Genomic DNA, 21,120 nt, shown 5'->3' on the forward strand with positions numbered 1-21,120 from the left:
CGCGGGACCTCGTCCCGCGCGGTCCGGCGGCGCGATCGTCTCCGCCGGGATCGAAGCCCGGATGACGGCCCGGGGCGGCATCCCCGGGGCGGGCCGGTCGGGCTCGGCGCGCACCTTCGAATCCCGGTCGGCGGTACCGGGTAGCGCCCTCACACCTCGCGAGCACCTCTTCACCGTCCCGCACGGCTCCGCGCCGACGCGCGTGGGCGCGAGCACGGCAGGCGGACGATTCCTGGGCGGACGGGTCGAATCCCCATGGGCCGCAAACCGCGGGGTCCGTGCTCACGCTCCCCCGTGTAATTTCGGACGGCTTTCTGCATAGCGCAGAAACTCCCTTTTAAGCATGTCCAATATCGCCTGACGTCCGTCGTCGGCACCCGATACTTCGCTAATGCCGCAAAGGTGCTCTTGCGGGCTTCCCATTTCAGAGTTTTCCGCGAGGTGCCGTCAAGGCGCCAGACGGCGTGGCCGTCGAAGAGCGCCAGGAAGAGATCGATTTTCCCGGGGAAAAACGGGTGGCTCGCTTCCACCGAGGATGCGACCCCGCGGGTGCGCGCCGCCGCGGCGGTTCCGGCGAAACCTTGTTCTGCCAGGACTTCTGTTGTCGCAGCCAGGGGGGCACCTGCAGGCTCGTGCGGGGGCACGGTCGTGACTTAACCCCAAAGGCACTGACATATCATGAGTACTTCACGTAGCACCTAGTATGTCAATAGTGGGCGCGCGCTATGAAGAGTAGAACTTGACGACCTTTGAACAAGGCGTTTACCGTTCCTGGCGGACGGTATTCATTTCCGGCGTCTCGCGCCCGGTTTCCAGAGTGGGGGGAGTGACTCTTGATGGCATATCCAGAAGTGGATTCTCGCCATGGCGACAGCCCCCTGGGCATGAGTGATATCGGTCTCAGCGACGACGACCTCGTGCTGCTGGCTGAACTCGCCAAGGGCGTCACCGTCGACAGGGTGGGCCGCCGCCTCGATATCAGCGGCCGGACCGTCAGGCGCAGGCTCAGAGGCATCTGCGACCGCATCGGTGTCGCCACGGCGATCGAGGCCGTGGCCTGGGCGGCCCGCCGCCGCCTGATCTAGACCCTGCCCCTTGGCTGCCCTGCCCACCGCGGTCAGACGGCGCCTCACCGCGTTGCCGTCGTCACCGCACCTGCGGGCACCGTCCGAGGGGCGCAAGTCTGCGGGGTGCCCGTCTGACCGGCCCTCGGCACGGCAGGATTCGCCGCCCGGCCCAGGGCCGGGCGGCTCGCGATCCGTGACCGGCCCGGCTCAGCCGCTCAGTCGGAGATCCGCACCCCGCCGGCGAAGGGCCGGTTGTCGATCGTGGCGATGTGGATGACGTCACCCGTCCGGGGCGCGTGGACCATCAGGCCCGCGCCGATGTAGATCCCGACGTGGTGCAGGTCGCTGTAGAAGAAGACCAGGTCGCCTGGGCGCAGGTCGTTTTTGGAGATGTGGGTGCCCGCGGTCCACTGGTTGCCGGTGTAGTGCGGCAGGCTGATGCCGACCTTCTGGTAGGCCCACATGACCAGCCCGGAGCAGTCGAAGGAGTTGGGGCCCTCGGCGCCCCAGACGTACGGCTTGAGTTGCTGGGTGAGCGCCCAGCGGGCCGCCTCCGCCGCCTTGCCGCTGCCCACGATGGGCACGTCGACCTTCACCCGGGCACCCCTGTTGCTGACGGCCCTGGTGCGCACCTCGCTGAACAGGTCGCTCTCGACCCGCGCGACCAGTCGCTCGATCTTGCTGCGCTTGCCCTCGATCTCCTCCAGGAGCACCTTGACCTCTGAGGTCCTCGCCTTGGCGCTGGCCTGTGCCCGCTCGGCGGCCTCGATCGCCCGGCCGACCTGGGCGACCTCCTCGCTCTGCTGCTGCTGGAGGGCGTAGTTGGTGGTGGCCTGGTCGAGGAAGGTGTCGGGGTCGGTCGCCTGGGTGAAGGCGAGTCCGGAGTTCAGGCCGCCGGACATGTAGTTGCTCTGCGCGAGGAGGGTGGCCTTGGTGCGCCGGGTTGCGAGCTCCGACTCGCTCGTCGCGAGGGTCTTCTTGGCGCTTTCCGCGGCTCGCTGGGCCTGCTTGAGCCTGACCCGCTCGCCGTTGTACTGCTCGGCGAGCGTGCCGATCTCCTCGTGCAGCTTCTCGGCCTGCTTGGCCAGTTGCTGGAGGCTGGGCTCGGGATCCGCCGTGGCCGAGACCAGGGGGGTGCCGAGGGTCATGATGGCGAACGCCAGGCCGATGACCGCCATGCGGCGACTCCGCCTCCGCGGCGCGCGTTCTCGACAGCGGGCGTCGCCGCCCGCGTGCTCTCCTGCGCGGTCGCGCATGCGCTTCACCAACGGGCTCCTCTCCTCGGCCGCCTACCGGGTTAGCTGACGGGTTCGGGCCGGAGGCAGCCCTACCGGGTGCGCCGGTGGCACTCGGATTCACCCCGAAGGACGTGGTGGGTCCCCGGTTCCCCTGGTCGGGAGATTCGGCGGGTCAGGCTTTTACGTCTCTGACATCGAGCACGGAGATTAGTGCACTCGTGGTTCCTGCTCAACCAGAACTGCGAACTCAGTAGAGGTTTCGCAACTGAAATGTCACGGAAAGATCACATGCCAATATGATCAACATGGCCATTACGCTGCCTTTGCCTTCCTCGCGGCGGGCGTGGCGTGGGTCTTCCCAGGTCCGGGACCGTGCCAAAGATGAGCTGCGACACATTGGAGGCGTCGTGCGCCCAGCGTGGTAATCCAACTACCAAGGGTCATGTGATGCCCCCGGGGCGAGAGTTAAGGATGAGCCGTAATTGAAGGCCGGAGAGGACGTACGCTGATCGGTCATGGAGCAGCTTGCGGAGCATTCTCCCGTGCCGTTCGCGAATCCCGGGAAAGAGGGGGAGCAGCGAACCGGATCCGAGGGAGAGGAGCGGGGGTCACCCGCTCCCGGCGCCACCCCGGCGGTCACGGTCCGCCGCGCCCGCACCCCGGACGTCCGTGCCATCAGGCGGCTCGTCGACACCTACGGTGGAGCCGGCCCGCGCCTGCTGGAGAAGGCCACCGTCACCCTGTACGAGGACATCCAGGAGTTCTGGGTCGCGACTGACGCGGAGGGGATAATCCTCGGCTGCGGGGCGCTTCATGTTCTCTGGGAGGATCTTGCCGAAATTCGGACCGTTGCCGTCGATCCGACCCGCAGGGGAATGGGAATCGGCCATCGGATCGTCTCGGTGCTCATCCGCACGGCCGCTGAGCTGGGCCTGCGCAGGGTCTTCTGCCTGACCTTCGAGGTCGGCTTCTTCGCCCGGCACGGATTTCAGGAGATCCAGGGCACACCCGTCGCCCCGGAGGTCTACGCCGAACTTCTCGCCTCCTACGACGAGGGCGTCGCGGAGTTCCTCGATCTGGAGCACGTCAAGCCCAATACCTTGGGAAACACCCGGATGCTGCTGCACCTGACACACGAGCCCGACTCTGATGACTTTAGAGATGACTGACTGGAAAGGTGACTGTTGATTCCTATGTCGATACCTTGTGCAGCAGCAAGCATGTGCGTCTGACATTTGCCACATGCGCAGTCTAAGTGAGGTGACGCGGTGAGCAACGGACAGCCGCCGTATCCACAGGATGATCCCGAGCGCAGTCGCACACCTTCGGGACAGCCGGATTACGGGCAGCACAACCAGGGTCGAGCCCCTGGCGAACTCGACCCCGACGTGACGATCATGGGATATCGGTCGGAGGGATCGCAGCCGAACACCGGCCCGGGGGTGGCCCAGCCCGGCTATGGTCAGCAGGGCTACGGCCAGCAGCAGGGGTACGGGCAGCAGCAGTCGTACGGCCAGCAGGGGTATGGGCAGCAGCAGTCGTACGGTCAGCAGGGCGGGACGGACGCGTACGGCCAGCAGCAGGGCTATGGCCAGCAGGGCGGGACCGGCGCCTACGGTCAGCAGCCCGGCTACGGGCAGCAGGCGTCCCACGAGCAGCCCGGCTACGGCCAGCAGCCCGGTTACGGGCAGCAGCAGCCGTCCCAGCCGGGTTACGGGCAGCAGCAGCCCGGCTACGGCCAGCAGCCCGGTTACGGGCAGCAGCAGCCGTCCCAGCCGGGTTACGGGCAGCAGCAGTACGGTCAGCAGCAGCCCGACTATGGCCAGCAGCCCGGTTACGGGCAGCAGCCCGACTACGGCCAGCAGCCGGGTTACGGCCAGCAGCCCGGCTATGGGCAGCAGCAGTACGGGCAGCAGGGGTACGGCCAGCCTTACGGCGGCCCCCCCGGTGCTCCCGGCCCGCTCGCCGAGTGGTGGCAGCGCCTGGTGGCGCGGATCATCGACGCGATCATTCTGGCGATCCCGGGGGTGATCATCAGTGCGGTGCTGACCGGCCTCCTGGTGACGGCTCCCAGTTTCAACCTCGCGACGGGCGCCAGCACCGACGGGAGCGGCGTCTTCCTCGCGAGCCTTCTCGTCTCCCTGGTCAGCGCGGCGATCTACTTCGCCTACGAGTTCTTCATGATCAGTAGGGGGGGGCAGACCGTCGGCAAGATGGTCATGGGCATCAAGATCGTGCCCGTCGGCAGCACCCTGCCGCCGGGCGGGCTCAGCTCCGACGTCGCGCTCAAGCGCGGCGGTGTGTTCTTCGGCCCGCAGTTCCTGAGCTGGATCCCCCTCCTCGGCTGGATCGTCAACATCTTCAGCCTCGTGAACGTGCTGTGGCTGCTGTGGGACAAGCCCCTGCAGCAGGCGCTGCACGACAAGGTGGCCGGGACGGTCGTCGTCAAGATCAAGTAGTTCCGGGTAAATCGGGGCCGGCGGTTGAACCGCCGGCCCCGATTTCGTACCCGGACCAGAAAAACGAGGACCTTGGCGGTGGGTAACCGCCTCGGCCACGGAAGCCGCGGAAGCGTAAAAATCATTTGCCATGCCATGGGCGACGCGGGGGGACTTATGATCGAGCCCCGGCGTGCTCCGGCGGAATATTCGTGTTTGAGGCCGGACAAGGGGCTCAGGAGAGCCCGCAAGCCGCTATGAGACGCCAATGCCGGATCTGCCCCCGTCGAGGGTTCGCACACCAGTCATCGAATGGTGGGACCGGCTCGCCTCCCGCATCCCCGGTGACGGCCCGCGGGTTTCTCTCCTTCACCTTCCGTCGCGCGTTCAGGGGTCTTCTCACGGAGCTGGATCATGGGTGTGTGGTGTTGCCCGGGTTGTCCCGTGAGCCCATCGTCTTTGGTGGTTATACGGTCTACGACTATGTACTCCACGCCAGAGTGGGTCGTACTCTTGGCAAGAAAGCGTTGAAGATCCGTCTTGTTCCGTAGGCTTGCGTCGCATCGGCTGCCGCCCGGGTGATGAAGCGAGCCGCTCTCCATCCGGGTGTTCTGCCGGCGGTGGACATTCTCGCGATGAACCCGCCCGCGGTGATCTCCGGTTCCGTGACAAGGCGTTGTTCATCCCGGCGGGAAGGCTCTCCCACCAGGAGCTTCGCCCCTCCGAGGCCGGTGGCGCAGCGGCCGGAGAGCGGGCGGGCATTGGTATTTCCGAAGGCGACGATGATCACTTGATCGTCCTGTCGGTTTTTCCCTGCGGCTTTACGACTGCAACCGGTAAGGCGGCTGGAGAGAAGCATTAGGCTGGAGAGTGACGGGCATGGTCGCCCCTGCTGACGCACGTCGCCGTCCGGTGGCGCTATGGTCATCTGTGGGCGGTTCCAGACTGATCGGGCGGACACCCGCGTGGCTCGGGAGTCGTCGCCAAATTTTCATGGTCTCCAGAAAGCCACCTAGCGGTACGGAGCGAGGACGAATGTACGACGTATTGTCCGCGTTGATACCTCCGGCGGTCGTCGGCGGAGCCTTCATCTTCGGAGTCGTCAAGCTACTTCGGAGTGAAGCCGCCGGTCGCCGGCCAAAACAGTCCGACCCGGCCGAGTCGCAGAACAGCTGATCCACCGGAGCGCCGACTGAGAGTGTCTCGGTCGGCTGTGAGAATCGCCGGGCTCCTGGAATTGCCGCTCTTCGATCGCGGGTATATGTTTAGCTTGCGAATGAAACAATACTCCGCGAAAGGATTGTGTAGATGGCCAAGCAGATCCAGGAGATTCTCATCGACGACCTCGATGGGGGCGAGGCCAATGAGACTGTCGCCTTCGCGATTGACGGCACCAGCTATGAGATTGACCTGAGTGACGTTAACGCGAAGAAGCTCCGCGACTCCCTGTCGCCTTTCGTGCAGAGCGCCCGTCGTTCCGGCGCGCTGGCACCCCGCCGCCGCCGCGCGGGTGGCGCGCGGGCACTCACGCGAGAGAAGAGCGCCGACATCCGGGCATGGGCGAAGTCCCACGGCCTTAATGTCAGCGAGCGCGGTCGAATCGCCTCCAAGATCGTCGAGCAGTACGAAGCGGCTCACTAGATCGGCTCAGTGGATCGAGTGAATCATGCGGTTATGGCGGTCACGGTGGGGTCCGGTGGCGGCCATGACCGCATGATGTGTTTGTCTGGTGGACAAACGTCGTTCGCTTGCGGCGTAGCGGGAACATCCCACCCCCCGTAAGTAGTTGGATGGAGGGTGAACGCCCTGCTCTCGGGGAACGTCTTCTGCATAGAGCGGTCGCCGGGTCGGGGCTACCATGCGGGATGACAGGGCCCGGATATCCCGGACCTGCCTGACCGCTCTGTGAGGAGCGACGAGATGTTCGAGAGGTTCACCGACCGCGCACGGCGGGTTGTCGTCCTGGCCCAAGAAGAGGCCCGGATGCTCAACCACAACTACATCGGTACGGAGCACATTCTTCTTGGCTTGATCCATGAAGGTGAAGGCGTTGCCGCCAAGGCTCTGGAGAGCCTCGGCATCAGTCTTGAAGGTGTGCGTCAGCAGGTCGAGGAGATCATCGGCCAGGGCCAGTCCGCGCCGTCGGGGCACATTCCGTTCACCCCGCGTGCCAAGAAGGTCCTTGAGCTGTCCCTGCGCGAGGCGCTGCAACTGGGTCACAACTACATCGGCACCGAGCACATCCTGCTCGGCCTCATCCGTGAGGGCGAGGGCGTGGCCGCCCAGGTGCTGGTGAAGCTGGGCGCCGATCTCAATCGGGTCCGCCAGCAGGTCATCCAGTTGCTTCACGGCTACCAGGGCAAGGAACCGACCGCCGCCGGCGGTCCGGCCGAGGCCGCTCCTTCGACCTCTCTGGTGCTTGACCAGTTCGGCCGCAACCTGACCCAGGCCGCTCGTGAGGGCAAGCTCGATCCGGTCATCGGCCGGGAGAAGGAGATCGAGCGGGTCATGCAGGTCCTGTCCCGCAGGACCAAGAACAACCCGGTCCTGGTGGGTGAGCCCGGCGTCGGCAAGACCGCCGTTGTGGAGGGCCTGTCCCAGAAGATCGTCAAGGGCGAGGTGCCCGAGACGCTCAAGGACAAGCAGCTCTACACCCTGGACCTGGGCGCCCTGGTGGCGGGTTCGCGCTACCGCGGTGACTTCGAGGAGCGCCTGAAGAAGGTCCTCAAGGAGATCCGCACCCGCGGCGACATCATCCTGTTCATCGACGAGCTGCACACGCTCGTCGGTGCGGGCGCCGCCGAGGGAGCGATCGACGCCGCCAGCATCCTGAAGCCGATGCTGGCCCGAGGCGAGCTGCAGACCATCGGTGCCACCACCCTGGACGAGTACCGCAAGCACCTGGAGAAGGACGCGGCGCTTGAGCGGCGTTTCCAGCCGATCCAGGTGGCCGAGCCCAGCCTCAGCCACACGATCGAGATCCTCAAGGGTCTGCGGGACCGCTACGAGGCCCACCACCGCGTCTCCATCACCGACGGTGCCCTGGTGGCCGCCGCGCAGCTGGCCGACCGCTACATCAGCGACCGGTTCCTGCCGGACAAGGCGATCGACCTCATCGACGAGGCCGGCTCGCGCATGCGCATCCGCCGCATGACCGCGCCGCCGGACCTCCGCGAGTACGACGAGAAGATCGCCAACGTGCGGCGCGACAAGGAGTCCGCGATCGACGCGCAGGACTTCGAGAAGGCCGCCGCTCTCCGGGACCAGGAGAAGCAGCTCCAGCTCAAGCGCGAGCGCCGCGAGAAGGAGTGGAAGGCCGGCGACATGGACGTCGTCGCCGAGGTCACCGAGGAGCTCATCGCCGAGGTCCTGGCGACCGCCACCGGCATCCCGGTCTTCAAGCTCACCGAGGAGGAGTCCCAGCGACTGCTCCGCATGGAGGACGAGCTGCACAAGCGGATCATCGGCCAGGACGACGCCATCAAGGGTCTGTCCCGCTCGATCCGCCGCACGCGCGCCGGTCTGAAGGACCCGCGCCGCCCCGGTGGCTCGTTCATCTTCGCCGGTCCTTCCGGTGTCGGTAAGACCGAGCTGTCCAAGGCGCTGGCCGAGTTCCTGTTCGGGGACGAGGACGCGCTGATCATGCTGGACATGTCGGAGTTCATGGAGAAGCACACCGTCTCCAGGCTGTTCGGCTCGCCTCCCGGCTACGTCGGATACGAGGAGGGCGGCCAGCTCACCGAGAAGGTGCGACGCAAGCCGTTCTCGGTCGTCCTGTTCGACGAGATCGAGAAGGCCCACCCCGACATCTTCAACTCGCTGCTGCAGATCCTGGAGGACGGTCGTCTGACCGACGCCCAGGGCCGGGTGGTGGACTTCAAGAACACCGTCATCATCATGACGACGAACCTGGGCACCCGGGACATCTCCAAGGGTCAGGGGGTCGGCTTCGCGAAGAGCAACGACGCCGAGTCCAACTACGACCGGATGAAGTCCAAGGTGCAGGAGGAGCTCAAGCAGCACTTCCGGCCGGAGTTCCTCAACCGTGTCGATGACATCGTGGTCTTCCACCAGCTCACGCCGAAGGAGATCATCCGCATCGTCGACCTGATGCTGGCCCAGGTGGGTCTGCGTCTGAAGGACCGCGACATGGGGATGGAGCTCACGCAGGAGGCCAAGCAGCTGCTGGCCGACCGTGGCTACGACCCGGTGATGGGCGCCCGCCCGCTCCGTCGTACGATCCAGCGCGAGCTGGAGGACACCCTGTCGGAGAAGATCCTGTACGGCGAGCTCCGTCCCGGCCAGATCGTGAAGATCGGGATCGAGGGCGAGGGCGAGAACGCGAAGTTCACCTTCGTCGGTGAGGACGCGCCGGTCGACCGGGTTCCCGACTCGGCCGCCGCCATCGCGGAGCCGATCCAGAACTAGGCCCAGAACCGGGCATCGTCCCGCGGGCCCTGGCCGTTGAGGATCGGTCAGCTGGTGCCTCGCAAGGTTGGCGGAGGTCACCGCAGCACGCTGCGGTGACCGACGACAACCCGGCGAGGCGTCGTCCGTCCGGCCGCGGTAGGCGGAAGATCCAAGGCGCAGGACACCGGGCATGGCCCGATCAGGCAGGAAGGACAGACCTCGCCGTGAGGATACTCACGGCGGGGTCTGTCTATTTGTTACCTAAGAAGGTGTCTCGCCACGATAGGTAGTACTACACTGCGTAGAGCGAGTTCGATAAGTCTTGCCCGAGTGATCCGTGGGTTGCAGTGATCATGGTGAGATCGGCGTCGAGGTCAGCCTGGCGGCGTACCGGGAAATCAGCTTCGTGAGTGACGCGGAGCCCGGTGGTCGCACGGGATGCTTCGGACGGCCGGGTCGAGCTCCCGGCAGGGAGAGCCTCCGGCTCACGGCGCTGGAACACCGGCGCGGGGCGATCGGAGACGCTTACACGGAAGTATGTTTTGGAGGCACGCATGCGTTTACGGCACGAGGACGGGACGCTCGTTCACCTGGCCTACAACGCGGGCGTGCACCCCGCCGAGGACCTCGAGAACCTCATCGCGCACCTGACGAGATACGCGGTGCCGGTGCGCAAGCGCCTCGGAGTGGAGCGGATGGGCGTCGGCCTCTGGCTCTCCCCGAGCGTCGCCGACCATCTCGCCGCGGACAGGATAGAGCTGGTGCGCCTGCGCCGCTCCCTTGAGGAGCGCGGCCTGGAGGTCGTCAGCCTCAACGGAACCGGCGGCAGGAACCAGGAGTCCCCCGGTCCCGACTGGGCCAAGCCCGAGCGTTACCGCTACACGATGGCACTCGCCAAGATCCTGGCCTTCCTGCTCCCGCAGGACGTCCGCTTCGGAAGCATCTCCACCATCCCCATCGGCTGGCGCCGCGACTGGCCGGCCGACCTGCACGCGATAGCCTCGCGCCGGCTGGAGCGCCTCGCCCGCGAGCTGCGCGGGCTGTACAGCGTCACCGGAAAGACGATCAGGGTCGGCTTCGAGCCGTGGCCCGGCTGCGTCCTGGAGACCACCAAGCAGGCGCTCGACAGGGTCTCCGGCATCGACTCCGAGCACCTGGGGGTCTGCCTGGACGCCTGTTACCTCTCCGGCGGCGCTGAGGAGCCCGGAGTCGCCCTGCGCGGCCTGGCGGATGCCGGAGCTCCTGTCGTCAAGCTCGGCCACGTGCACAACCACATGGCCGCCGCCTGCCGGGAACTGCCCAGCACCCGCTCGGTCCTGGAGGACACCCTCACCGCGATGCTCTCCGGCGCGGTGAACGGCACCGCTCACATCGAGGTGGAGACGCACGACCTGGCCGTGCCGCTTCGGGCCAAGGGGCCCGGCGCACTGGTCAACGTGATCGCCGAGGAACTCGACTGGGCCCGCACCAGCCTCACGGCCCTCGGCCTGCGTCTCGCCGCCTGATCGCCTTCGCCCATCGGACTCGCGGCGCGGCAGTGGAGCCTTTCCCGCCGTGCACGGAGGCCCCGGCGGGAAAGGCACCGGCCTGCTCCACCCGGTGACCGCGAGCCAGGCGGCAGCTGCCCTCGTCGAGGGCGCGTTCCCGCGCTGAGGCGTCGATCGTGGCGCGTTCAGCCGGGTAGGCGGTAGGTGCCGTCGTCGAGGACCTCGGCCAGGCCGTCGGAGATCAGGCCGTCGAGGGCGCGCTCTCGCTGCGGGGCATCGTCCCAGACCACGTCGAGGGCGTCCTTGGGCACCGGACCGTGGGCCTGGCGCAGAACCGCGAGAAGGCGGCCGCGGCACTGACGGTCCGTGCCCGCGTACGTCTGCCCCCTGCGCGCGGGACCCTCGTAGGCGGGCTTGCCCGCCAGGCGCCAGGCGCACAGGTCGCTGACCGGGCAGTCGGCGCAGCGGGCGGCACGAGCGGTGCAGACCAGTGCGCCGAGCTCCATGACGGCGACCGCCCAGACGGGGGCGCGGTCGGCGTCGGGGAGCAGCGAGGTGGCGAGCCTGCGCTCGGGGGTCGTGGTGGCCTTTGGCGGATATTCCTCGCCGCTGACGGCCCGCGCCAGGACCCGCCGCACGTTGGTGTCGAGAACCGCGTGCCGGCCCCCGAAGGCGAAGCTGGCGACCGCGGCCGCGGTGTACTCGCCGACGCCGGGCAGCGCCAGCAGGGCGTCGTGCTCCGAGGGGACCTCGCCGCCGTGCCGGTCGGTGATCGCGCGGGCGCACGCGTGCAGGTTCAGCGCCCGGCGGGGGTAGCCGAGACGGCCCCAGTGGCGTACGGCCTCACCGGGGGGTTCGGCGGCGAGGGAGGCGGGCGTGGGCCAGCGCTCCATCCACTCGGTCCAGACAGGCAGCACCCTGACCACCGGTGTCTGCTGCAGCATGATCTCGCTGACCAGGATCGACCAGGGCGAGGCGCCGGGCGCCCGCCAGGGAAGGTCGCGGGCATTGCCGGTGTACCAGTCGAGGACGGGTTCGAGTAAGCGGTTCGACTCGGGCACCTTTTGACGATAGTGCGGGATCAGGCCCCCTTGCCCCTCCTTCACCTGCCTTCATCCGCCTTCTGCCGATGATCGGTGGCCGAAACGGGGACGGTAGCGGCGGGTCTCCCCCTGTGGCCCGCGAGCACTAACCATACTGTTGGTATGGACCCCGACACGTTCCGTAGCGATATCGGAGCCGACATCTACTGGCGGCGCCGGATGGCCGCGCTCGTCGGTGTGCTCGTGGTGGTCGCCGTCGTGGCGTGGGCCTGCTCGTCGACGAGCGGGCCGCAGGACGCCCGGGAGAAAGGCACCTCGGCCGCCAAGAAGGACGCGCCGGACCCGCTGCTGGCCATCCTGCCGACCGTGACGGTCATCCCCTCACCGCCTGCGAGCCCGTCCGCGAGCCCGACCCCGGAGCCGAGGGAGAGCAAGGCGGCCCCCAGGCCCCGGCGACCTGGTGAGGCCTGCGCCTCCCCGCAGCTCGTACTGAGCATGGAGGGCCAGGGGACGGTCTACCCGCCGGGCATCCGGCCCCGGTTCATCCTCACCCTCGTCAACGTCGGCAAGGTGATGTGCACCACGGACGTGGGGCCGCGCAACATGGAGGTGCGTATCACCTCCGGTGACGACCGCGTGTGGTCCTCCTCCGACTGCGTCAGCGGTGAGACCGAGAACATCCGCAAGCTCGACCGGGGCATTCCCTATGTCCGGGAGCTGGTGTGGGACCGCCGCAGGTCCGGGAACGACTGCACCGTCGACCGCGTCGCCGCGCGTCCCGGTACCTATGTCGCGGTGGTCCACGCCCCCGGTCTGAGGAGCCGCAAGGCCGTCTTCCACCTTCGCTAGCGATGTCCGTCCGCGTGCCCCGGGGCACCGAAGGGCCGCTTCCGCGAGACGACGGCCGGAAAACCGGCCGAAGTTCGCGGTCACCGCACCGGCGCCGTGGAGACCTTCGCCGGGTCGGCGGCCGTCGACCGTCCAGGCCGCCGGGCGAGGCGTGCCGGAAGGACCCGGTGAGCCTCCGCGCTCGGCCGGGGGATCTCTTACACGTAGCGTTCCAGGATGGACGACTCGGCCAGCCGGGACAGACCCTCGCGGATGTGGCGGGCCCTGGCCTCGCCCACCCCGCCCACCTCCTGGAGGTCGCCGATGCTGGCGGCCAGGAGCTTCTGCAGGCTGGCGAACTGGTCGACGAGGCGCTCGACCACCGTGCCCGGCAGGCGCGGAACCTTGGCCAGCAGGCGGTAGCCCCTGGGGCTCACCGGTGTCTCCAGGGCGTCGTTGCCCGAATGGCCGAGGATCTGGGCGACGACCGAGAGGTCGAGCAGGTCGGCGGAGGAGAGCTGGTCGAGCTCGTGCAACGCCTCGGCGAACTTGCGCGGGCGGCGGCCCGTCACGGGCAGGTAGTCGCGCACGATCAGTTCGAGGTCGCTCTCCGTGCCGGCCACGAGCTCGTCCAGCTGCAGGGAGAGCAGGCGGCCGTCAGTGCCGAGCTCCACCACGTAGCCCGCGATCTCCTCGGAGATGCGCCTGACCATCTCCAGCCGCTGGGCGACCACCGCGATGTCGCGGACCGTCACCAGATCCTCGATCTCCAGCGCCGAGAGCGTGCCGGAGACCTCGTCCAGGCGGAGTTTGTAGCGCTCCAGCGTGGCCAGGGCCTGGTTGGACTTGGACAGGATGACCGACGACTCCTCCACCACGTAGCGGATGCCGTCGAGGTAGAGGGCGATGATCCGCATGGACTTGCTGAGGGAGATGACCGGAAAGGATGTCTGAAGGGCCACCCGCTGGGCGGTGCGGTGCCGGGTGCCCGACTCGTCGGTGGGCAGGGACGGATCAGGCATCAGGTGCACGGCCGCGCGCACGATCCGCAGGTCGCCGGAGTTGAGGACGATGGCGCCGTCCATCTTGGCCAGCTCGCGCAGCCGTGTCGCGGAGAACTCGACGTCCAGCTCGAACCCGCCGCTGCAGATCTCCTCGACGGTGCTGTCGTATCCCAGCACGATCAGGCCGCCGGTGTGTCCTCGCAGGATGCGCTCCAGGCCGTCGCGCAGGGCGGTGCCCGGTGCGACGGCGGCGAGGACGTCCCTGCGGCGGTCGTCGAGCCCTTTGTACGTTGCTGCCACATGACCCCCGTGGTCTGCGTATAACGCTCAGCTTACCGGCGAAGGCCCCGCACGGCCCGGAATCATCTGATGACCATGGGCCGCGCGAGGTCCGTGGGGCGTGGCGCCTCAGGTGACGTGGGTGAGGGCGTCCCAGACGTTCTCCGCCTCGACGACGTCGAAACCGGGCGCGAAGGACGCGCCACGCCCGGCCACCCGGACCAGGGAGTTGTCGCCGTTGCGTCTCTTGCCCACCTCCAGGGAACCCGCCGGGACCAGTGCCCGGGTGAAACCCAGCCGCGCGGCCTCCGACAGGCGGCGCCGCACGTCGCGCACCGGGCGCAGCTCCCCTGCCAGGCCCACCTCGCCGAGCACCACCAGGCCGGCGGGGAGCGCCTTGTCGCCGGCCGCGCTGGCGACCGCCAGCATCACGGACAGGTCGACCGCGGGATCGCTGAGCTTGATCCCGCCGACGGTCGCGGTGAAGACGTCGCACCCGCCCAGCTTGGCGTTGAGCCGCCGTTCCAGCACGGCCAGCACCATCGTCACCCGGTAGGTGTCGAGCCCCGAGGAGGAGCGGCGTGGCTGCTGGGCCTCGGTCCTGGCGACCAGCGCCTGGACCTCGGCCGGCAGCGGCCGGGTGCCCTCCAGGGTGACCGTGACGCACGTGCCGGGCACCGGGTCGGTGCGGTGCGAGACGAACAGGCCGCTGGCGTCGGTGATGCCCTCGATGCCGCTCTCGTGCAGGTCGAAGCAGCCGACCTCGTCGACCGGGCCGTACCGGTTTTTGATCGCGCGGACCAGGCGGAGCCGGGAGTGCCGATCGCCCTCGAAGTGGAGCACCACGTCGACGAGGTGCTCCAGCGTGCGGGGGCCGGCGATCGAGCCCTCCTTGGTGACGTGGCCGACCAGCACGGTGGCCATGCCACGCTCCTTGGCCAGCCGCACCAGGTTTCCCGCGACCTCCCTGACCTGGGTCACCCCACCGGGCACGCCGGTCGCCTGGGCCGAGCCGATCGTCTGCACCGAGTCGACGATGAGCAGGTCGGGCTGGACCTTCTCGACGTGCGAGACCAGCGCGCCCAGCTCGGTCTCCGCGGCCAGGTAGAGACGGTCCTGGATCGCGCCGATCCGGTCGGCCCTGATCCGCACCTGGGCGGCCGACTCCTCGCCCGTGATGTAGAGGACGGTCTGCTGCCGGGCGATCTTGGCCGCCGCCTCCAGCAGGAGAGTGGACTTGCCGATGCCGGGCTCACCGGCCAGCAGCACGACGGCTCCGGGCACCAGACCGCCGCCGAGGACCCGGTCGAGCTCGGGCACCCCGGTGCCGCGCGCGTGCGCCACCTCGGCCTTGACCTGGCCGATCGGAACCGCCGGTGCCGACACCGCTCCGGCGGAGGCCACCCGCGCACCCGCGGGCGCCGTCTCCTCCTCGACCGTGCCCCAGGCCTGGCACTCGCCGCAGCGCCCCACCCACTTGGCCGTCTGCCACCCGCACTCGGCACAGCGGTAGCCACCAGCCTTCTTCGCCATGGCCGCACGTTACCCGTAGGACCCGACAACTTTCACCCGGTGGGGGCGCCGTACCGGATGAAAGCCATCGGGAGAGGCGTCAGATGTGGCCTTCGAGGTCGGCCAGGAGCAGGCGCTTGGGCTTGGCGCCCTTGATCTGCCGGACCACCTCGCCGTCCTTGTAGAGGTTGAGCGTCGGCAGGCCGAGGACGCCGTACCTGGCGGAGATCTCGGGGTAGTCGTCGGCGTTGAGCTTGGCGATCGTGAGGCGGTCGCCGTACTCGGCCTCGATCTCCGCCAGGACCGGCGCGATCATCTTGCACGGCCCGCACCACTCGGCCCAGAAGTCGACCAGGACCGGCTTGTCGCTCCGTAGCACCTGCTCGTCGAAGTTGTCACTGGTCAGTGTGATCATGGTTTTCCCGCTTTCCTCAGTACGCATCCTGGGCAGGCGGTGGTCAGCTGCGCCGCCACCTCCGCCCTCCGGGTGAGAAGCGTGCGGATCTCGTCGTCGATCTCCGCCAGCTTGCGCTGGTAGACGGCCACGGACTCCGGGCACGATCCCCCCAGGGCATGCCCGGCCCGCAGGCAGGCCACGAACGGGCGGGCGTCCTCCAGGGTGAAGCCGACGGCGAGCAGCGACCGGATCTCGGAGACGAGCCGCAGATCGGTCTCCCCGTACTCCCGGTAGCCGTTGGCCGAGCGCCGGGCCGTGATCAGTCCCTGCTGCTCGTAGTAGCGCAGTGCCCGGGTACTGACACCCGCCCGCCGTGCCAGCTCGCCGATCCGCATCCGGCCCTCCTCATGACCCGACGATAAACCTTGACATCAACGTCAAGGTCAAGCCGGTGTCCCGTTGTTCCCCCGCCGTGCCCGACAGGCCGGCGGGCAGCCGCGGGACAGGTTCAGAACCGCCTCCAGCGCAGCAGGTTGGGGTAGGCGATCTCCAGGCCGGGGGTCTCGGCGATGGCGAGGTCGGCGACCGCGGGGGTGAACTCGATGCGGAGCACCGCCTCCAGATCGGCACGGCGTTCGAAGCACATGCGCAGGTCGAGTTTCTCCACCTGCCAGCCCTGGCGGTTCCAGAAGCTCTCGACGGCCCTGGCCGAGTACGCGGGGATGGACTGGCTGAACCAGCGGCCGAAGGCGCCGCGGGTGGTGTCGATGTCGATCACGAAGGCCGCGCCGCCGCGCCGCATCACCCGGGAGAGTTCGGCCAGGCCGGGCTCGCAGCCGGGGCCGAAGAAGTAGGCCCAGCGGGCGACGGCCACGTCCACGGAGGCGTCGGGCATCGGGAGGGCCTGGGCGGTGGCGGCGTGGATCTCGACGTTCCGCAGGGCATGGCAGCGGCGCCTGGCCAGCCGTACGAGGTCCTCGTGGGGTTCGACGCCGATCACGCGGGCGGCGGTGGCGGCCATGGCCGGCAGGTGATAGCCGGTGCCGCAACCGATGTCGAGGACCGTCGCCCCGGTCCACGACCTGACGGCCGCCATCGCGGCCTCGGCACGCCCCTCGGGATCCACCGCCCGGTTCTCCAACTCGTAGGTCTGGGGGGTGTTCCAGATGTTGGGGCTGGGGATGGCACCCCTGGCGAACCTCGGCATGCCCTTACCGTAATGACTCCTCCGTCTCGGTGAGGAGAGCGGCTTCTCACCCCACCGGCGGAGGCGGGCCCTGATCGTTTCGAACGCCCGGCGGTCTCCTCGCCGAACCCGATGATGTGATCTCGGTCGCGTCGGTGGTGGCGGACAGCACTGCTCGCCGGACCCGCTTAGGCTGGCAAAGGTGAGCGACATGAGCGAGCGGGCCGGTATGCCCAGCGGTGTTCGCCAGGGTGTGCTCCGAGCCGGAGACGAGGAAGCGGTATGAGCGTCCGTGTATCCAGCGCGAAGATCGCGCTGTCCAGCGCGTCGGTGTATCCCGAACGCACCCCCGACGCCTTCGAGTTGGCCGCGCGTCTGGGATACGACGGTGTGGAGATCATGGTGGGCGCCGACCCCGTGAGCCAGGACATCGACGTCCTGGAGCGCCTGTCGGACCACTACCAGCTGCCGATCCTGGCCATTCACGCGCCGTGTCTGCTGGTGACGCAGCGGGTGTGGGGCAAGGACCCGTGGGCCAAGCTCCAGCGCGCGCAGCGCGCCGCCGAGCGGGTCGGTGCCAGGACCGTCGTGGTGCACCCGCCGTTCCGCTGGCAGCGCGACTACGCGCGCGACTTCGAGCTCGGCCTTGCCAGGATGCGTGACGAGACCGACGTGGTCTTCGCGGTGGAGAACATGTTCCCGCTGAAGGCCAGGGGCAACGAGGTGGTCCCCTACTCACCCGACTGGAATCCGGTCGACTACGACTTCCCGCAGGTCACGCTGGATCTGTCGCACACGGCGGTGTCCGGGTCCGACGCCATGGAGATGTTCACCAAGCTCGGCGACAGGCTGGCCCACCTGCACCTGGCCGATGGCGTGGGGGTGTCGAACAAGGACGAGCACCTGGTTCCCGGGCGGGGCAACCAGCCGTGCGCGCCGATCCTGGAGCGGATGGCGGGCAACGGCTACTCGGGGCTGGTCGTGCTGGAGATCAACACGCGCAAGGCCGCCAGCCGTACCGAGCGGATCGACGATCTCGCCGAGGCGCTGGCCTTCGCCCGGCTGCATCTCGCCGCGTCCACCAACGTATGAGCGAGCCCGTCGTGAGCACGCCGTCCGCGAACGGCTCCGCCCAGGACGGGGCCGGAGCGGTCAGAAGGCGCCCGGGGCGCAGGCCGGGGTCGGCTGACACCCGCGGGCAGATTCTCGCGGCGGCGCGTGAGACCTTCGCGGAGAAGGGGTTCGACCGGGCGACCATCCGGGGCATCGCCCGGCAGGCGGGGGTGGATCCGGCGCTGGTCCACCACTACTTCGCCGGCAAGGAGGGGATGTTCGTCGAGGCCATGGAGCTGCCGATCACCCCCGAGAGCGTCGTCTCGGCGGTCCTGGCGGGGCCGCGCGAGGAGGTCGGCGAGCGGCTGGCCCGGTTCATCCTGACCGTCACCTCGGATGCCGGGGCCCGCCAGCCGCTGCTGGCGCTGGTCCGCACCGCGATGACCAACGACCAGATGGTCGTCATGATCCGCGAGTTCATGACGCAGGCGCTCCTGGTCCGGGTCGCGGAGATACTGGGAGTCCCGCCGATCCGGATGGAGGCGGCCTTCGCACAGCTGTTCGGCGTGGTCCTGGTGCGCTACGTGCTCAAGCTGGAGCCGCTGGCCTCGGTGGACATCGAGGAGCTGGTCGAGCTGCTCGCCCCCACGGTCCAGCGCTATCTCGACGCGCCTTCCTAGCCTCGGCGGCCATCTCGGCGGCATGTAGAGCATTGTTCTGGGAACGGTGTTGACCGTAAGGTGGCCACGGTCGCAGTCGGCCTCGCTTTGAAGTTAAGTTACCGATCAGTAGTATTTATGGAGACCCGTCGTCAGCGTGGATGACAGGCAGTCGTACGCTGTCAGCCAACGTCGTCTGTGGGAGGACCCGTGCTCTGGGTAGCGATTATCGGGCTGGTCATGACAATCGTGGCGCTCGCGCTTGCCGCGCGCCGCGTGTTGTTCCTGTACAGGCTTGCCACCGTCGGGCCGGGCGCGCCCGAGCGCGTCGAGTACGCGAAGAACAACCTCGGTGAGGAGCTCAAGGCCCAGCTGGTCGAGGTTTTCGGGCAGCGGAAGCTGCTGAAGTGGACGGCGTCCGGCGTCGCGCACTTCTTTGTCATGTGGGCGTTCTTCATCTTGGCGACCGTCTACCTTGAGGCGTACGGCGCGCTGATCCAGGGGGCCGTCACCGGAACCCCCGACTTCCACATTCCCCTTGTCGGGACGTGGCCGATCCTGGGTTTCCTGCAGGACTTCATCGCGGTCGCGGCCCTGCTCGGACTCATCGCCTTCGCGACCATCAGGATCAAGAACGCTCCGAAGAAGCTGGGCCGCAAGTCCCGCTTCTCCGGGTCGCATCTCGGCGGTGCCTGGCTGGTCCTCTTCATGATCTTCAATGTGATCTGGACGATGTTCCTCTTCCGCGGCGCCGCGGCCAACACCGGCAACCTGCCCTACGCCTCGGGGGCGTTCGCCTCCGACGCGACGGCCGCGCTGCTGCGGCCGCTGGGCGAGGCGGCCAACGAGGCGCTCGAGCACGTCGGCCTGCTCCTGCACATCGGCGTCATGCTGGTGTTCCTGGTGATCGTGGTGAACTCCAAGCACCTGCACATCTTCACCGCGCCGATGAACGTGGCCTTCTCCCGCCGCCCGGACGGCAACGGCGCGGCCCAGCCGATGCGGATCGACGGCAAGATCGTCGACTTCGAGGACGAGGACCTCGACGGTGACCGGCTCGGCCGGGGCAAGATCGAGGACACCACCTGGAAGGGCTTCCTCGACTTCTACACCTGTACCGAGTGCGGCCGCTGCCAGTCGCAGTGCCCGGCCTGGAACACCGACAAGCCGCTGTCGCCGAAGATGCTGATCCTGGACCAGCGCGACCACGCCTTCAAGGTGGCGCCGTATCTGATGGCCACCCAGGAGCAGCGCGCCGACCTGCACGAGGACGTGCTGGCCCTGCTGGAGAAGCCGCTGGTCGGCGAGGACGGCGTCATCCACCCCGACGTGCTGTGGTCCTGCACCAACTGTGGTGCCTGCGTCGAGCAGTGCCCGGTGGACATCGAGCACATCGACCACATCCTCGACATGCGCCGCTACCAGGTGATGGTGGAGTCCAACTTCCCCTCCGAGGCCGGCGTCATGGTCAAGAACCTGGAGAACAAGGGCAACCCGTGGGGGATGTCCGAGATGAAGCGGGCCGACTGGATCGAGGAGCTCGCCGGCCGCGAGGTCGACCCCATCGAGGTCCAGCTCATCGATGACAGGATGCCGGAGGACACCGAGTACCTGTTCTGGGTCGGCTGCGCAGGGGCGCTGGAGGACCGGGCCAAGAAGACCACCAAGGCGGTCGCGGAGCTGCTGCACGTCGCGGGTGTGAAGTTCGCGGTGCTCGGCCCGATGGAGGCGTGCACCGGTGACCCGGCCCGCCGCCTGGGCATGGAGTTCCTCTTCGACATGCTGGCCAAGCAGAACATCGAGACGCTGAACGAGGCCGGGGTCAAGAAGATCGTCGCGACCTGCCCGCACTGCTTCAACACCCTCGCCAACGAATACCCGCAGCTGGGCGGTACCTACGAGGTGGTGCACCACACCCAGCTGCTGGCCAAGCTGGTGGACGAGGGCAAGCTGATCCCGGTCACGCCGATCGAGGAGAAGATCACCTACCACGACCCGTGCTTCCTCGGGCGCCACAACAAGGTCTACTCCCAGCCCCGCGACATCATGGCCAAGGTCCCCGGTGTGCAGACCCAGGAGATGCACCGCCACAAGGACCGCGGCTTCTGCTGCGGCGCGGGCGGCGCGCGGATGTGGATGGAGGAGCGGCTCGGAAAGCGCATCAACACCGAGCGGGTGGACGAGGCGCTGACCACGGACCCGGACACCATCTCCACGGCCTGCCCGTTCTGCCTGGTCATGCTCGGTGACTCGATCAACGAGAAGAAGAACGCGGGCGAGGCCAGGGAGACGCTGGAAGTCGTCGACGTCTCCCAACTGCTGATCAAGTCGATCAAGGGCCAGCCCGTCGAGGCGTCCTGAGGCCCGATGACCAAACGTCAGGTGCGGCATTTTTTCGCATGCCACACCTGACCTGCGGTCAAGTTCCCATGAAAAGGACGTAAGGTCCGAAAACCTTCCTTTCACATAACGGTCAAATCACGGTAACCTCAACGTCGCGTAGCTCATTCAACGGGGAG

Annotated in this window: 17 protein-coding genes and 1 riboswitch; of the genes, 10 read left to right on the forward strand and 7 right to left on the reverse strand. The window is 67.9% G+C overall.

Annotation, left to right across the window (positions count from 1 at the left end; genetic code table 11):
- Positions 1–884 precede the first annotated feature (884 nt).
- Positions 885–1,085, forward strand: coding sequence for a LuxR C-terminal-related transcriptional regulator (locus ABZU75_RS06475; RefSeq protein ID WP_030905642.1), 201 nt, complete (start codon positions 885–887; stop codon positions 1,083–1,085).
- A 197-nt stretch (positions 1,086–1,282) separates the two neighbouring features.
- On the opposite strand, the gene ABZU75_RS06480 is transcribed toward ABZU75_RS06475, so the two are convergent.
- On the reverse strand, positions 1,283–2,245 hold the full coding sequence (locus ABZU75_RS06480; protein ID WP_355550158.1) for an NlpC/P60 family protein: 963 nt from the start codon (positions 2,243–2,245) through the stop codon (positions 1,283–1,285).
- Between the two features lie 92 nt (positions 2,246–2,337).
- Positions 2,338–2,485: riboswitch (cyclic di-AMP (ydaO/yuaA leader) on the reverse strand.
- Between the two features lie 335 nt (positions 2,486–2,820).
- Here ABZU75_RS06480 and ABZU75_RS06485 point away from each other — a divergent pair.
- The 5 genes from ABZU75_RS06485 (at position 2,821) to ABZU75_RS06505 (ending at position 10,658) form a co-directional block, all read left to right on the forward strand.
- Entirely contained in the window at positions 2,821–3,474 is a 654-nt protein-coding gene (locus tag ABZU75_RS06485; protein WP_355550160.1) for an amino-acid N-acetyltransferase, read from the forward strand.
- Between the two features lie 99 nt (positions 3,475–3,573).
- On the forward strand, positions 3,574–4,764 hold the full coding sequence (locus ABZU75_RS06490; RefSeq protein WP_355550162.1) for an RDD family protein: 1,191 nt from the start codon (positions 3,574–3,576) through the stop codon (positions 4,762–4,764).
- A 1,287-nt stretch (positions 4,765–6,051) separates the two neighbouring features.
- Entirely contained in the window at positions 6,052–6,384 is a 333-nt protein-coding gene (locus tag ABZU75_RS06495; RefSeq protein WP_012895497.1) for an Lsr2 family protein, read from the forward strand.
- A gap of 279 nt (positions 6,385–6,663) precedes the next feature.
- A complete protein-coding gene (locus ABZU75_RS06500) occupies positions 6,664–9,171 on the forward strand; it encodes an ATP-dependent Clp protease ATP-binding subunit (RefSeq protein WP_030905625.1) in 2,508 nt (835 codons plus the stop codon).
- A gap of 536 nt (positions 9,172–9,707) precedes the next feature.
- Positions 9,708–10,658, forward strand: coding sequence for a TIM barrel protein (locus tag ABZU75_RS06505; protein ID WP_355550165.1), 951 nt, complete (start codon positions 9,708–9,710; stop codon positions 10,656–10,658).
- A 167-nt stretch (positions 10,659–10,825) separates the two neighbouring features.
- Here ABZU75_RS06505 and ABZU75_RS06510 read toward each other — a convergent pair whose 3' ends face one another.
- Positions 10,826–11,701 carry an A/G-specific adenine glycosylase gene (locus ABZU75_RS06510; RefSeq protein WP_355550167.1) on the reverse strand — a complete coding sequence of 292 codons (876 nt, stop codon included), beginning with the start codon at positions 11,699–11,701 and terminating at the stop codon, positions 10,826–10,828.
- Positions 11,702–11,845: 144 nt separating this feature from the next.
- Between ABZU75_RS06510 and ABZU75_RS06515 the strand changes: the two genes are divergently transcribed.
- The gene (locus tag ABZU75_RS06515; protein WP_355550169.1) at positions 11,846–12,532 is read left to right on the forward strand and encodes a hypothetical protein; all 687 of its coding nucleotides are present in this window, start codon (positions 11,846–11,848) and stop codon (positions 12,530–12,532) included.
- 197 nt (positions 12,533–12,729) lie between these two features.
- Here the strand turns inward: ABZU75_RS06515 and disA are convergent, their stop codons facing one another.
- The 5 genes from disA to ABZU75_RS06540 all read right to left on the reverse strand — a co-directional run bounded on the left by disA (position 12,730) and on the right by ABZU75_RS06540 (position 16,910).
- Positions 12,730–13,815 carry a DNA integrity scanning diadenylate cyclase DisA gene (gene disA / locus ABZU75_RS06520; RefSeq protein WP_350925636.1) on the reverse strand — a complete coding sequence of 362 codons (1,086 nt, stop codon included), beginning with the start codon at positions 13,813–13,815 and terminating at the stop codon, positions 12,730–12,732.
- Between the two features lie 108 nt (positions 13,816–13,923).
- Complete coding sequence (radA, locus tag ABZU75_RS06525) at positions 13,924–15,327, reverse strand: DNA repair protein RadA (RefSeq protein ID WP_350925638.1); 1,404 nt, start codon at positions 15,325–15,327, stop codon at positions 13,924–13,926.
- 79 nt (positions 15,328–15,406) lie between these two features.
- A complete protein-coding gene (trxA, locus tag ABZU75_RS06530) occupies positions 15,407–15,721 on the reverse strand; it encodes a thioredoxin (RefSeq protein WP_350925640.1) in 315 nt (104 codons plus the stop codon).
- Entirely contained in the window at positions 15,718–16,098 is a 381-nt protein-coding gene (locus ABZU75_RS06535) for a MerR family transcriptional regulator (RefSeq protein ID WP_355550173.1), read from the reverse strand. The genes trxA and ABZU75_RS06535 overlap by 4 nt, the downstream gene beginning before the upstream one ends.
- A gap of 113 nt (positions 16,099–16,211) precedes the next feature.
- A complete protein-coding gene (locus ABZU75_RS06540; protein ID WP_350925644.1) occupies positions 16,212–16,910 on the reverse strand; it encodes a class I SAM-dependent methyltransferase in 699 nt (232 codons plus the stop codon).
- A gap of 261 nt (positions 16,911–17,171) precedes the next feature.
- Here ABZU75_RS06540 and ABZU75_RS06545 point away from each other — a divergent pair, with 261 nt between their 5' ends.
- The 3 genes from ABZU75_RS06545 to ABZU75_RS06555 all read left to right on the forward strand — a co-directional run bounded on the left by ABZU75_RS06545 (position 17,172) and on the right by ABZU75_RS06555 (position 20,962).
- On the forward strand, positions 17,172–17,981 hold the full coding sequence (locus ABZU75_RS06545) for a sugar phosphate isomerase/epimerase (protein ID WP_355550175.1): 810 nt from the start codon (positions 17,172–17,174) through the stop codon (positions 17,979–17,981).
- A gap of 11 nt (positions 17,982–17,992) precedes the next feature.
- Positions 17,993–18,622, forward strand: a complete 630-nt coding sequence (locus ABZU75_RS06550; protein WP_355550177.1) for a TetR family transcriptional regulator — start codon at positions 17,993–17,995, stop codon at positions 18,620–18,622.
- A 189-nt stretch (positions 18,623–18,811) separates the two neighbouring features.
- Positions 18,812–20,962 carry a heterodisulfide reductase-related iron-sulfur binding cluster gene (locus ABZU75_RS06555; protein WP_355550179.1) on the forward strand — a complete coding sequence of 717 codons (2,151 nt, stop codon included), beginning with the start codon at positions 18,812–18,814 and terminating at the stop codon, positions 20,960–20,962.
- The last annotated feature ends 158 nt before the right edge of the window (positions 20,963–21,120 follow it).

Origin of the sequence: Streptosporangium sp. NPDC005286 (genome assembly GCF_040607515.1) — a bacterium.
Classification (GTDB): Bacteria; Actinomycetota; Actinomycetes; order Streptosporangiales; family Streptosporangiaceae; genus Streptosporangium.